The 13,123-nt window shown below is 43.8% G+C and carries 12 protein-coding genes; 6 read left to right on the top strand and 6 right to left on the bottom strand.

What is annotated here, in order from left to right:
• The first annotated feature begins 74 nt into the window (after positions 1-74).
• The 5 genes from R3D00_26440 (at position 75) to R3D00_26460 (ending at position 5,511) form a co-directional block, all read left to right on the top strand.
• Positions 75-962, top strand: a complete 888-nt coding sequence (locus tag R3D00_26440; protein MEZ4776743.1) for a universal stress protein — start codon at positions 75-77, stop codon at positions 960-962.
• Positions 963-972: 10 nt separating this feature from the next.
• Positions 973-1,803 carry a universal stress protein gene (locus tag R3D00_26445; protein ID MEZ4776744.1) on the top strand — a complete coding sequence of 277 codons (831 nt, stop codon included), beginning with the start codon at positions 973-975 and terminating at the stop codon, positions 1,801-1,803.
• Between the two features lie 23 nt (positions 1,804-1,826).
• Positions 1,827-2,726, top strand: a complete 900-nt coding sequence (locus R3D00_26450; GenBank protein ID MEZ4776745.1) for a universal stress protein — start codon at positions 1,827-1,829, stop codon at positions 2,724-2,726.
• A gap of 68 nt (positions 2,727-2,794) precedes the next feature.
• Positions 2,795-4,459 (top strand): PAS domain S-box protein, encoded by a 1,665-nt coding sequence (locus R3D00_26455; GenBank protein MEZ4776746.1) that lies wholly within the window; start codon positions 2,795-2,797, stop codon positions 4,457-4,459.
• Positions 4,456-5,511: a response regulator gene (locus R3D00_26460; protein MEZ4776747.1), complete on the top strand. Its 1,056-nt coding sequence runs from the start codon at positions 4,456-4,458 to the stop codon at positions 5,509-5,511. Before R3D00_26455 ends, R3D00_26460 begins: the two co-directional genes overlap by 4 nt.
• An 87-nt stretch (positions 5,512-5,598) precedes the next feature.
• Here R3D00_26460 and R3D00_26465 read toward each other — a convergent pair whose 3' ends face one another.
• The 6 genes from R3D00_26465 to R3D00_26490 all read right to left on the bottom strand — a co-directional run bounded on the left by R3D00_26465 (position 5,599) and on the right by R3D00_26490 (position 12,044).
• Entirely contained in the window at positions 5,599-7,941 is a 2,343-nt protein-coding gene (locus tag R3D00_26465; protein MEZ4776748.1) for a multicopper oxidase domain-containing protein, read from the bottom strand.
• Positions 7,942-8,410: 469 nt separating this feature from the next.
• A complete protein-coding gene (locus R3D00_26470) occupies positions 8,411-9,226 on the bottom strand; it encodes a universal stress protein (GenBank protein MEZ4776749.1) in 816 nt (271 codons plus the stop codon).
• A gap of 85 nt (positions 9,227-9,311) precedes the next feature.
• Positions 9,312-10,061 (bottom strand): 3-oxoacyl-[acyl-carrier-protein] reductase, encoded by a 750-nt coding sequence (gene fabG, locus R3D00_26475; protein MEZ4776750.1) that lies wholly within the window; start codon positions 10,059-10,061, stop codon positions 9,312-9,314.
• A 39-nt stretch (positions 10,062-10,100) separates the two neighbouring features.
• The gene (locus R3D00_26480; GenBank protein ID MEZ4776751.1) at positions 10,101-10,613 is read right to left on the bottom strand and encodes a phosphoribosyltransferase family protein; all 513 of its coding nucleotides are present in this window, start codon (positions 10,611-10,613) and stop codon (positions 10,101-10,103) included.
• A gap of 94 nt (positions 10,614-10,707) precedes the next feature.
• Positions 10,708-11,442 carry a hypothetical protein gene (locus tag R3D00_26485; protein ID MEZ4776752.1) on the bottom strand — a complete coding sequence of 245 codons (735 nt, stop codon included), beginning with the start codon at positions 11,440-11,442 and terminating at the stop codon, positions 10,708-10,710.
• An 11-nt stretch (positions 11,443-11,453) separates the two neighbouring features.
• Positions 11,454-12,044, bottom strand: coding sequence for a sigma-70 family RNA polymerase sigma factor (locus R3D00_26490; GenBank protein ID MEZ4776753.1), 591 nt, complete (start codon positions 12,042-12,044; stop codon positions 11,454-11,456).
• A 207-nt stretch (positions 12,045-12,251) separates the two neighbouring features.
• On the opposite strand from R3D00_26490, the gene R3D00_26495 reads away from it, so the two are divergent.
• Positions 12,252-13,064 carry a T9SS type A sorting domain-containing protein gene (locus R3D00_26495; protein MEZ4776754.1) on the top strand — a complete coding sequence of 271 codons (813 nt, stop codon included), beginning with the start codon at positions 12,252-12,254 and terminating at the stop codon, positions 13,062-13,064.
• Positions 13,065-13,123: the final 59 nt, after the last annotated feature.

A 13,123-nucleotide genomic window follows, 5' to 3' on the forward strand; every position in this document is an offset into this window, starting at 1 on the left:
CATTTTGGCAATTGTTGATTCTCATTCCCATGCGGAGAACCCGGAATTATCTTGGCTATATAAATAAAATAGTTATGGCAGCCCCTCAACCATCCATAGAAAACGGTAACCGAGTCGGGGAAAATAGTCGGATAAAAACGATATTATTTCCTACAGATTTTTCAGAAACTGCTCACAACGCCTTTGAATATGCACTTAATATTGCAGATCAATTGGGGGCAGGAATCGTGCTTCTCCATGTATATCAGGAATTAAATATTCATCAGGGACAGATGCCAGCCGCGCTGGTAGAATCACTGAAAGAAGAAAAACTGGAAAAGGCCATCAACTTTTTTCATGAATATCAGCGGGAAGCACAGCTTCAGGTGGGAAAAAGCATTGAAGTAAGGCCTATTCTTCAGGCTGGTTTACCCGAAAAAGTGATTCCGGATCTCAGCCGCACGATGGATATTGACCTCATTATCATGGGCACATTAGGTGCCGCCAGTGTCTCTGAAAGGATATTAGGCAGCGTCACGACCAAGGTCATTGAGAAATCGGTATGCCCGGTTCTGGCTATCCCCGCAGAATGTACCTACAAACCCATCCGGCGCATTCTGTATGGAATGAGAATGGATGAAACCGAATTGAGCATTATTGACCAGATTGTAGATTTTGCCAGATTTTTTGATGCGAAAGTATATTGCACCCATGTAGGTACGGAAAAGGAAACCTGGAGCAAAATTCAGTTAAGCGCCTTTGAGCGGTTGTACAGCCTGGAGAGTGATGGGCAACTACAATTTTATGTGATCAACCATAGCGATGTGGTGAGAGGCCTGCACAATTTCATAGATGAAAATGGCATTGACCTGCTCTCTATGACTACCCAAAGAAGGGATTTGATTGACAAATTCTACGATCAAAGCCTGACCCGGGAGATGGTACTCTATACTGATATTCCTTTATTGGCCTTCCACAGATAAACACAGCATGATGAAACGGATATTATTTCCTACGGACTTTTCGCCGGCAGCGCACAACGCATTTACGTATGCACTGCACCTTGCAGAAAAATATGAAGCTGAAATCATATTATTCCATACCTTCCACTATGCGGCCACCGGAGAGTTTTATATATCTCCGGAACTGATTGACCGGGTGAATATGGAGCAGGAAGGGCTCGCGAAGGAGGAGTTCAAACGATATTCCGACCGCGTAAAAAAGGAGTTGGGCAAAGAAATTCCTATTCAGCACAAAATCTCGTACTCTTTTGCGATTGACGGCATTTTGCATGCGCTGGAAGAAACACAGGCAGACGCCATTGTAATGGGTACACTGGGTGCAAGTAATGCAGTGGGTAAATTTTTTGGCAGTGTCACTTCCCAGATAATCGAAAGAGTCAAAGTACCGGTATGGGCCATTCCTGCTGCGGCCAGGTACCAGGATTTTAATCATATTCTTTATGCCACCAATTTTGAGGAGGAATCGCTGACCTTGCCGACGATCATCAAAGATCTGGCAGCGCATTTCAACGCGAATCTCAGTTGTATTCATATTAATAAAAAATCCGAAGATCCATGGAGCCGGCTAAGCACAGCGGTAAAAAAGGATGTCCTGCTTGGCAATGGAAATAATATAGATTTTTTTGTCTTACATGAGCCTGATGTATGGAAAGGACTTCAGGGATTTATAAGTGAAAACCCTGTGGATCTGGTGGTAATGCTTACCCATTCCCATGGCATCTTCGAAAGAATTATGCATACCAGTCTTACCCGAAAAGCGGCTTTGGAAGGTGAGACTCCTCTGCTGGCGCTTCACCCTTAATTTATTCTTTGAAATAGCTACTCATGCAAACAATCCTGCTTCCTATTGATTTTTCACCACCTTCTCGTCATGCTTTCCAGTATGCGGCCAGGCTAGGAGCCCGGTTTAAATCAAAAATTTTGCTGCTTCATGTGTATTCACCTGAAACCATAGAGCCTTTTGCGCCTCTTTTTTTTCAGAAAGCAATGATGGACCAACAGGAAGACATTGCGCTTTCGCATTTTAAAGAACTGGAAAAGGATCTGCCACAAGAACTTTCAGAAAAAATCACCCTGGAGTTTCGCATAAACATGGGGCCAGTTACGGAAGAAATTCTCAGCTTAAGTGAAAAAATTCAACCTGACATGATTATCATGGGGATGCGGGGTGGAAATTATGCTCTCCAGAAAATCATGGGATCCGTATCGCTTTCCGTCATCCAGCGTTCTTGTTTTCCGGTAATGGTCATTCCTGAGTTAGCAGATTTTTTCCCAATCAACAATATCGCCTATGCAACCAACTTTGAGCAGGATGATATCAAAGCCATAGGACAAGTGCTGCGTTTTTCCCGTAAAATGAAGGCCCGGGTACACTGTATTCATATCCGGCAAAATGGAAATACCGACAACGAGTATAAGCAGCAAATCCTGAAAAAGGCCTACCAGCATGAACTTGTCATGGATGCTATTGATTTTGACACATTGGACTATGCCTCTGTTGTTGAAGGTCTTAATCAGTTTATTGATAATACAAACATAGACCTGCTGGTCATGCTGACACACCACAGAGGTGTTTTCAGCCAAATATTCTTCTCTAGCCACACCCGAAAGATGACCCTTCAGGCGAAAGTTCCTATATGGGTTTTCCAAATGGGGCATATTCCCCCATATGGAAATATTACCGGGTCGGAATCAGGACTATCAAAAAAATCCCCGATTTACTAATACCCTAATATTTTATTCTTTTTGCCGGACGGAAAAGTGTAAATTACCGGCAACAAATTGTTTATTGCATGGAGTCACACGAGATCAATTCTTCAGCAATGCAGAAGTTTAATCTGGACGCGGCGCTTCCGGTCCTTTTCAAGGTTTGCGAAGAAGGTTTGCTGGTAATTGATGCTGAGGGAACAATCATAGCTGCCAACACACATGCGGAGTCTATATTCGGCTATTCGGAAGGCAACCTCCGGGGTAATTCTATGAATGTACTTATTCCCCCGCGGTTTATTCCTGCACATGATCAATACCATAATAAGTATTTTTCCGACCCTCATTTCCGTCCTATGGGGAAAGGCAGAGACCTCGTTGGCCTGCGAAAAAACGGAGAAGAGTTTCCCGTAGAAATCAGCCTGAACCCCATAAGTACCCTCAATGGTAATTTTGTGATTGCTATTGCTGTCGATATTTCGGATCGCAAAAACCATGAAAAAAATCTGGTCCGAAACAAAAATCTGCTTACAGCCATTATCGAATCAGCCGTTGACGGAATTATTACCATTTCAAAGCATGGGTCCATTGAATCTGCCAATCACGCAGCAGAACAATTATTTGGCTATGAAAAAGGAGAACTGATCGGCCAGAAAATCAATATACTGATGCCGGAACCCTATCATAGCCGGCACGATGGGTATATCAAAAATTATACTGACACAGGGGAGAAAAAAATAATTGGTATAGGCAGAGAAGTAACAGGGTTGAAAAAGGATGGAACAACCTTTCCGTTCTACCTGAGCGTGAGCGAAGTAGATCATGGAGAAGAAAAAATCTTTGCAGGAATTATCCACGATCTTACCCATCAGAAAGAGGCAGAAGCCGAACTGAAAAAATATTCGGAAAAACTTGAGCAACGTGTGGAAGCCCGGACAGAAGCGCTGGCACAGGCCATCAACGAGCTGGAAATAGAAATTAAGGAGCGGAAGCTGGCCGAACAAGCACTCATCGTGCACCAGAAAAAAATACAACTGGCACTGGAAAAAGAAAGGGAACTCAACGAACTTAAGTCGCGGTTTGTATCAATGGCTTCCCATGAATTTCGGACGCCACTGGCGACTATTCTTTCTTCCATATCACTGGTCACCCGTTATGAAGGGAGTGAGCATTTAGATAAACGGGAAAAACATATCAACCGCATCAAATCCAATGTACGCCATCTGACCAATATCCTCAATGATTTTCTCTCACTGAGTAAACTCGAAGAAGGTATTATCGAAATCAATATCGAAACCTTTGATATTGTCGAATGGATGCACGACCTTCTCGAAGAAATCGAAGAGCAAAAGAAAGAGGGCCAGAAGTTTTTTTATACCTACCAGGGAACAGAATCTGTCGTAGAACTGGACCCTCACCTATTAAAGAATATTCTGTTTAACCTTATCTCCAATGCAATCAAATATTCTCAGGAATACAAAGAAATTCATATTTCGACCCAGGTGAATGAAACCGATCTGGTACTGACCATCGAAGATCAGGGCATGGGCATTCCGGAATCCGATCAACCGTATATGTTTGAGCGGTTTTTCCGAGCCAAAAATGCGATCAATATTCAGGGGACCGGCCTGGGCCTCAGCATCGTAAAAAGATATATCGACCTCATGAATGGACAAATTTCTTTTTCCAGTATCTATGGAAAAGGGACCATTTTCACGATTCAATTACCCCGAAAACTGCTAATAAAATGAAGAAAATACTTCTTATTGAAGACAATCCGGATATGCGGGAAAATACCGCTGAAATCCTCGAACTCGCAAGTTATGATGTGTTGACAGCTGAAAATGGAAAAGCAGGTGTAAAACTTGCCCAGGATAATATGCCCGATCTGATTATTTGCGATATCATGATGCCAGAGCTGGACGGGTACGGCGTTTTACACATGTTGAGCCGCAATACAAAAACGGCAGGAATTCCCTTTATTTTCCTCACCGCAAAAGCTGAAAAAACTGACTTCAGAAAAGGAATGAACCTGGGCGCAGATGATTATATCACCAAACCCTTTGATGAGTTGGAGCTCCTTGATGCCATAGAAATGAGGCTCAAAAAACATGAATCTCTGCATAAGGACGTCGAAAGAGATATTGAAGGGATCAATAAATTTATTGATGAAGCCAGAGGCATGTCTGCCCTCGAAGAGCTTTCCAAAAATCAGGAGTCCAGAATTTACAGAGAGAAGGACATCATTTTTTCAGAAGGAAGGCACCCCCATGGTCTTTGGTTTATCAACAGTGGAAAAGTAAAAACCTACCGCACAAACGAAGACGCAAAAGAATACATTACAGGACTTTACAAACAGGGGGATTTTATGGGTTATACGGCCCTGCTTCAGGATGCGCCTTATACAGAGTCGGCTACGGCATTGGAAGACACAGAAGTATTGCTGATTCCGCGTGAAGACTTTTTTTCGCTGATGTACAACAATCGCGATGTTTCCCATAAATTTATCAAACTTTTATCTCACGACCTCGACGAAAAAGAAGATCAATTGCTTCACCTCGCTTATGATACGGTAAGGAAAAGAGTAGCAGATGCCCTGTTGCTGTTACAAAAGAGATATCAGGAGGAACAAGGCACATTTGCGATGCCTATTTCCAGAGAAAATCTGGCCAGCCTGGTTGGCTCTTCCAAAGAATGTGTGATCAGGGTTCTTTCAGAATTTAAATCTGAAAATATCATTGAAACGCGAAAAAGCGAGATCAGAATCCTTGACTCTGACAAACTGGGGCAAATCAGATACTAGTTTTTTTTCTGCAACTGATATAAAAAAAGTCATCCGTGAAACAACGGATGACTTTTTTTATTCACTCAGTGATTTATCCGGAAAAGCCTATACCTTCTGCATTTTTTCAGCAGCTACGACTTTACCATTGGCGACCATCTGGCAAATGTACAAGCCTGAAGAAAGCGCTCTTCCCATAGAATCGGTACCATTCCATTTGATTTCGTGGATACCGGTGGCAAAGGAAGCTTTCCCCATAGTATGCACTAATCTACCCTGAATGTCGAGAATTCGAATATCGACCGTACTTTCCTCTGGCAGGTTAAAGCTAATCATCGTATAGTCCTGGAAGGGATTTGGGTAATTAGCTACTTTGAAGGATGTAACCTCTTCACCAGCAAGACGTGCTGCAGCAGGAACAGGCAGTGGTCCCACATGATAAGGACGCATCATCTCGTGATCTTCATGAGACAAGATATGACAATGCCATACATATCGCCCGGGCAAATCAAATTTGGCTTTAATACGGGTAACCTGACCAGGATACATCAATGCCGTATCTTTGGGACCACCCAATTCATTGGGGGCGACACCTGCGCCTTCCACATAAGGATCTTCCGAAATGATTTCCGCGATTCGTTTTGAACCACCTTCCATCATATCAAAATTTGCCGGATCTTCGGGGTTTACAGGATTTGGTTCTACCGCCCCTCCTACAAAGTTTCGCCTTCCTTTGATTTCAAAGGAGACTAAATGCAGGTGAATGGGGTGAACATCCATTGTCGCGTTGTAAACGTCCCATTCTTCCACATCGTTTTTCATCGGATTTTCAGTGATGGCTTCATCCCAAAGCAGAGATCCATTAAGTGGTGAGGCCGGATCATAAATACCCAGCTGCGGCCTTAAACGACCATACTGATCATTGCCTTCGAAAAGAACAAGCTTCCGCACAACCTTTGGAGCACCTGATACCACGAATGGTCCTGAAGCACGGAGTTTTTTGCCTGGATTAAAATTGTCAGGAATTGCCGTGTTTAGCACCTCATTCACATCAAATGCCATAATCTGACCGGTGGTATTAGGATCGGCAGGAGGTACGATGCCACCCATACCATCGCTGTTGGTACCATCAGGATTTAAGCCCTTAAATGGTTCGTCAGGAGCAGTATTTTTCATGATCACCCGGGATCCAAAAGGAATACCTGCCTGTGCAAAATCAATCACAATATCATGGCGCTCACCAGGTCCCATGATCAGACTGGTTAGCGGTACCGCGTTGGGCAGTAATCCGTCATCTGTACCAACCTGGTAAAATGGCAGTGGCGTTTCATCCCCATCAAGCGTAAACTTGAACACATAAAAGCGTGAATCGGATCCATTAAGCAGACGGAAGCGATAGTTGCGGGGCTCTACATCCATTTTTGGCCAGGTAACGCCATTGACCAGAATATGGTCTCCAAAAAATTCGGTCAGGATACTGGGACCGTTTATATTTGGAGGGGTTGCGCCTTCGCCTTCAATGAAGTCTTCCCAGCTTGGATCATCCGGAAATGCGGGGAAATAAAACTGTCCGTTGTCATCAAACATCTTATCCTGGATAGCAAATGCAGCTTCGTATGGGAAAGCGGGCAGTTTCAACGGGTTATTTGTTTTCCCTGTATCTTTTGTATCGCGAACGATATAAAATCCTGCAAGGCCGGCATAGACATTCACACGGGTAATACCGAGGGCATGATCATGATACCAGAGTGTTCCTGCTTCCTGATCATTGTCATACACATACTCTTCCTGCACCCAACGTGGGCCGACGACAGCAAAGTCAGGCGTGAACCAGAATTCAGGCAGCCCATCAAAATCTGAGCAAGTATGGCCTCCATGAACGTGAGGAACCAGAGGTACACCATGTGTCTGAAGCGTGTAATTTGTGCCCATCATTTTGTTGATATGGCCAAAAGCCCAGTGAACCGAATCATCTGTGGGCAGAAAATGTGGCAAAGGACTTCCGGAATTATCCATTAATTTGTTATACCACTTGATCCGGGACTGCCGATTTTTCTTAATTTCAATCGTTTTACCAGGATAAGAAGGGGTGGAAGCACTGTCACCATATCCCCACGCCGTTGATACTGTACCCCATGGAATCTTATTTCCGGGAGTCGAACCTGGTGCTGCTAAGCCCGCATCATGCGAGAACTCATAGGCTCCGATGATATAGCGTTCAATTGTTTTCTTAGTAGCTTTACTTTTTTTGACGGAAAGGGGTTGGTAAATAAATCCGGGGTCCAGGGCATTGGGCGCAAGATTTTGAAACTTAAACATTGCCTGGAAAGCAGGATCGAGCGTTTGTCTTTTCAGCAAATCTGCGAAAAGCTGGGTGGGGGTGAAGCTCAAGGGCAGGGATAGACCTATACCTGCAGCCGAGCCAATCTTTAAGAAATGTCTCCTTTTCATTGCAAATGGGGGTAAAAAATTTCACACAATAAAACATACAGCTGGCAATAAATACCAGTGGTTCATAACAGGATTAAAAAAGAATATTGCAAACAATTGCGATTTTACAGAAGAATAAGAAGATGTTTGCCTGGGAAGTACTTATACTCGTAAATACGTATTATGAAGTTAAGAAAATATTTTTAAATTCTCCAAATATAACAACATGAAAATATGAAAATATACGAATAAACTAATCTCTCTGAAGACTACGCTTTCTTTGTTGAAAGCTGAATGAATCGAACGAATATAAGTATGCAGGAATAAGGGAAAAGCCAGAATAATTATGTTTCATAGGCTTTATATTTTGTTATGCAACTAAATTGACATATTTTAATTTTTTGCTAAATGACATTTGTCAGTTTAGAACATGATTTATTTCAAAAGAAAAAAAGGGAGACCTCAATGCCTCCCCAAAAATAAATTTTTACTAAAGATGGAATACCAATACCGGTGTCACCGAGTAATAAGCCATCTCTTTTGCCATACTTTTGCCCCACATATCATGGTGATGTGAGAGAATAGCGATTACTTCTGCATGGGTGTGATTTACAAAAATCTGTAAACCTGAAATGATATCTGTATGGGTAAACTGGTAGATTCCAACCTCCTGTTGCTGTCCATGAAGCTCATAAACCTGTTCAATAGAAGAAAAATTCAGGACGTTTGCATTTTCACCTTTTTCTTCGATATGGACAAAACTGATTTTTGCCCCCAGGGTTTCGGCGAAGTTTAGCAGTGTATCCAGTCCTCCGATTTCTTCTTCCTTCAGGGTAGTTCCAAATACGATATTTTTGATTTCATGGTACACGGCACTTTCAGGAACAGCCATGACCGGGCACCGGGATTTGAGTACGACCTGCCCGGTGACACTGCCAAATACTTTGGAATCCGCACTTTCAATTCCCTGTGTACCCATCACAAGCAGGTCTGCATCGTTACTCATGCGAACAATTTCGGAAACCGGATTACCGGACCGAAGCTCAATTTCCACATCTACATTACCACCCAGGCGAACCTGAACTTCCTGTTCGTAAGCTTTAAATTTTTCCAGTGCTTCTTCTGTCCGGTCCACGTCAACCAGTTCCAGCCATGAAGGCATTGGATACCGTCCAATATCTGGTTTGGGAGGTATCACATGAACCAAAACAAGCGTAGCCCTAAACTTACCGGCGAGTTGCAGGGCATACTCAAACGCATTGTGCGCTGCCGGAGAAAAGTCAGTAGGTACAACAATTTTTTTCATAGCATCAGGGGTTATGCCCTGATGCTAAATTGAGTCATCTAAGGCTACCGCCCAATGACATGGGTCAACAAGTAAAGTGATTTTCTCAGGCCATCACCATTCCACCGTCCACATTAAATACCTGGCCAGTGATATAGGAAGACATGTCGGAAGCGAGAAATACACAGAGGTTTGCCACATCTAAGACTTCGCCGGCACGTTTCAACGGAATATTTTCCAGCCATGCTGCCAGCTCCTTTTCCGGCAGTTCTGCCGTCATTTCTGTAGCGATAAAGCCCGGCGCAACGACATTGGCGCGAATACCCCGGGATCCCACTTCGCGGGCCAGAGATTTGGTAAAACCAATCATCCCCGCTTTAGAAGCTGCATAATTTGCCTGTCCGGCATTTCCCTGAAGACCTACGACCGAGCTGATATTAATAAAACTTCCACTGCGTTTGCGAAGCATGGAGCGCAACGCCGCTTTGGTTGTATAAAATACGCTATTGAGGTTGGTATGAATGACATTATTCCACTGCTCTTCGCTCATACGAAGCAGCAGATTGTCTTGTGTGATGCCAGCATTATTGACAACGACATCCAGTTGACCAAACTGTTCAAAAATATCATCCACCACTTTTTGAATTACTGCGGCATCGGCTGCATCGGCCTGAAAAGAGAGGGTTTTGACCCCCAGGCTGGCGAGATAATCTTCCAATTCTTTCGCCTTTTCAGCGGAGGCGCGATAAGTGAAAGCTACGTTGGCACCCTGGCGGGCAAATTCTTCTGCAATGGCTTTTCCGATTCCCCGGGTTGCCCCGGTGATCAGCGCCGTTTTTCCTTCGAGTAATTTCATATAAAGCTGTAGTTAATCTTTGGGGCGAATATAAAAGTTTTATAGTAAATAAACGGAAACCTCCTTTTTTTCCACGTCGGCTACAAAGGATACATGTTGCTGGAGTGTGGTCGCAAGCTCCATACCGATAAAGTCGGCAGAAACCGGCACCAGTCTGTGGCCGCGATCGATCATTACGGCAACCTGAATAGTACGGGGATTTGCCTGAAAGAGAATGGACACCACATGCAACATGGTAGCGCCACTGTACAACACGTCGTCAACGACGACAACAGCCTTTTGCGTCAGACTTTCTATATCTTCAGAAAGACTTACCCCAATCCCGGGGGATTCGGAGCGGTCCAACTGTGCTTTTACCAAAATGATCTCGATGCTACTGAGTGTCCGAAGGTAAGTGACAAGCTCTTCAGCCAAAAAACCGCCCCTTTCGTCAATACCGATTACATAAATTTCTTTCTCCAGATAATTTGCTTCATATATCTGATAGGCCATTCTTTTGAGCCTGGCAAAAATGGCCGGTTGATCGAGAATTTTTACTTTGGTTACTGACATAGGATCAGACTATAAAATACAAATTAACACACCAAATAGTGATCTGTCAAATGTAAGAAAAAATCTGGCCTGCCGGCAACGAATGTATATGCTATTACAGGTTATCGAGCAATGCCGCTGCCTTGTCCTGGTAATAATGCCCGGGTTGGCTGACAATTGATTCCAGCTTCGCTCGCGCCTCTGCCAAATTACCTGCTTTCAGCCAGGCGAGCGATTTATACCACATTGTCTGTTCCGGAACAAATGTTGTTTTCTCCAAAACTTTAGCGCATTCGACAGGGCGATTGAGTTCAAGCAGCGATATACCCAGAAAAAATGTTGCTTCCGGAAAGGCTAATGTATCGCCATGAATAACCGAGTCATATTGTTCCACTACTGACGCAAAATCTCCTTTTCGGTAGGAACTGTAATACTGTCGAAGATTGTCGCCGTCGCCCATCGTCTCGGGGGCACGGGGTACCTCATAATAGGCCGCAAAAATATCCTCCGGAGACGCTTGTTTTTTTCCTAAAATGCTCCAGCCAATCCCTGCGACTGTGACAAGCAACAGTATGATTGCCGCAAGAGAAAGCCATTTTTTTTGCAGAAAAACCGGACTTCTTCTTTCTGAAACAATTTCTCGATACAAGTTGCGGAAAACGTCTTTTTCGTCTTCCCTGCCCTTTTGCCAGATCGCATATTTTGCCAAAACCTGAAGTTGGTACTGCTCATTTAGCTGAGCGTCGGCCTGACAATCTTCCTCAAATTTTGCAGATTCCTGTTGGCTCATTGTCCCCCGGATATAGTTTTCAATCCGTTGCGTTAATTCTGTATTTTCCGCCGATTCCATATTTTCCGAAATCAAGTTGTATGATCTTTTCTTTTTTCCAGCAACTGCCTGATTTTTTGCATGCAGCGATGTTTCTGGGTAGCCAGGCTGTTGGTATTCTTAAACCCCATCCGCTCCGTCAATTCCTCTACGCCAAAACCGTAATATTCAGATTCAATCAGAATCTGTCGACATTTTCCACCGATCTTGTCCAGCAAAGAAATTATCTGAGCCATATCTTCCTTTTCGATCAGTTTCAGAAGTACCGTTTTTGATTCTGTACGCATATTGGGCAACAACTCTACCTGATCAATAATAGAAGACGTATTTTTCCTCACACGATCAACACACCGGTTGCAAAAAGATCGGTAAAGATATCCGGCAAGGTTTCCCTCAGACTGGAAGGCATCCTGTGCAACGCGGTTACAAAGCCCGATAATCGCATCACCATAAGCGTCCACCGCATCTTCTTCGGTAATCCGGTACTTGCGTTTTCCCTTCCCCACAAAGTCCACATGCCGGCGATAAAGATAGTTGCTAATCCGCTGCCTCGACACCCCGCCGTTTTTGATTCCGGATATAATTTCCTCATCGGAATAGTGTGGACTGGTTTCATTACGCATAGGGAGGCAGGGAAAAAAATTATTGAGAAAATTTTGAAAAACGGGTGATTGAAAGTAAAAATAGTCGTGTAATATAGAAAAAAAGCCTCCCGTAGGCCAATACAGGAGGCAGTAGTGCTGACAATTTTTATTCCTGAACCAGAATTATACAAAGTCAACGATAGTAAAAATAGTAACTTAAGACGAATAACAAAATCTTTGAGCGGTATGAAAAATCTCTGCTTTACTTCTGTCGTTGCGCTTTACATCGTTTTTCTTTGTTTTGCTAAAGACACGCTGGCACAACCTGGCACCAGGCCAAGTTTTGCTGTTTGGGATTGCGATGGCCAGGGCATGATGGCACCACCTCCGGGTTCCATAACCGTAGCCTCCTATATGGCGCTGCTTGATTCTGTTGGTTTTGCTTTTCCTCCAGGCAGTAATGCTACTGACGTTAAGTTTATTTTCCAGTTTGAAGACTCTGCAGGAAATGCGCTAAATATTTCCTTACCGACCGTGAGTTCAAAAAATTATGAATTAGCTTACAACCTTCAGTCTCTACCCGCCGGGGTTACGCTGATAAACACCACAGCTGGTATGGATATCGGATTCCGAATCAATACTAAGGTAGAACAGCCTTCCTCCGGAAGTTATGTTAAAGTCCGTTATGAAGTCTGGGCAAAAGATGCTACCACGACCGGTTATAGCCTGCTTCTCGGCCAGACAAAATCATCCTGGTACAAACACAATCTCTCTTGTAACAAAATCATGGGCGGAAAAGCCCGGATCGGGCAGTTTGACCAACCGGCCATTGTTGCCAATCCCAATCCATTCCGCGATTATCTGTATATAGAAGCGAATGCGGAAGAAGCTGTGGTAAAAATCATGGATTCACAGGGGCGAACTATCCGGGTGCTGACGGTTCCCTCTGGCGACCGCCCCGTACGTTTCCCAACCGGAGATTTGCCAGCAGGTTTATATTTCCTGCAAAAACAATCATCCACCGGTATTCGCACCCTCCCTATGGTAAAAACTCAATGATGAAGGTATTCCGGGCGGAATTTTGATTTTCCGCCCGGATTCCTGATTTTTTGGGAAAT

It is taken from the genome of Bacteroidia bacterium (assembly GCA_041391665.1).
Lineage (GTDB): Bacteria > Bacteroidota > Bacteroidia > J057 > J057 > JAGQVA01.

What these genes read in the sequence shown, in the direction of transcription:
- R3D00_26440 (MEZ4776743.1), top strand. Translation starts at nt 75, where the DNA reads ATGGCAGCCCCTCAACCATCCATAGAAAACGGTAACCGAGTCGGGGAA.
- R3D00_26445 (MEZ4776744.1), top strand. Translation starts at nt 973, where the DNA reads ATGAAACGGATATTATTTCCTACGGACTTTTCGCCGGCAGCGCACAAC.
- R3D00_26450 (MEZ4776745.1), top strand. Translation starts at nt 1,827, where the DNA reads ATGCAAACAATCCTGCTTCCTATTGATTTTTCACCACCTTCTCGTCAT.
- R3D00_26455 (MEZ4776746.1), top strand. Translation starts at nt 2,795, where the DNA reads ATGGAGTCACACGAGATCAATTCTTCAGCAATGCAGAAGTTTAATCTG.
- R3D00_26460 (MEZ4776747.1), top strand. Translation starts at nt 4,456, where the DNA reads ATGAAGAAAATACTTCTTATTGAAGACAATCCGGATATGCGGGAAAAT.
- R3D00_26465 (MEZ4776748.1), bottom strand. Translation starts at nt 7,941, where the DNA reads ATGAAAAGGAGACATTTCTTAAAGATTGGCTCGGCTGCAGGTATAGGT.
- R3D00_26470 (MEZ4776749.1), bottom strand. Translation starts at nt 9,226, where the DNA reads ATGAAAAAAATTGTTGTACCTACTGACTTTTCTCCGGCAGCGCACAAT.
- fabG (MEZ4776750.1), bottom strand. Translation starts at nt 10,061, where the DNA reads ATGAAATTACTCGAAGGAAAAACGGCGCTGATCACCGGGGCAACCCGG.
- R3D00_26480 (MEZ4776751.1), bottom strand. Translation starts at nt 10,613, where the DNA reads ATGTCAGTAACCAAAGTAAAAATTCTCGATCAACCGGCCATTTTTGCC.
- R3D00_26485 (MEZ4776752.1), bottom strand. Translation starts at nt 11,442, where the DNA reads ATGGAATCGGCGGAAAATACAGAATTAACGCAACGGATTGAAAACTAT.
- R3D00_26490 (MEZ4776753.1), bottom strand. Translation starts at nt 12,044, where the DNA reads ATGCGTAATGAAACCAGTCCACACTATTCCGATGAGGAAATTATATCC.
- R3D00_26495 (MEZ4776754.1), top strand. Translation starts at nt 12,252, where the DNA reads ATGAAAAATCTCTGCTTTACTTCTGTCGTTGCGCTTTACATCGTTTTT.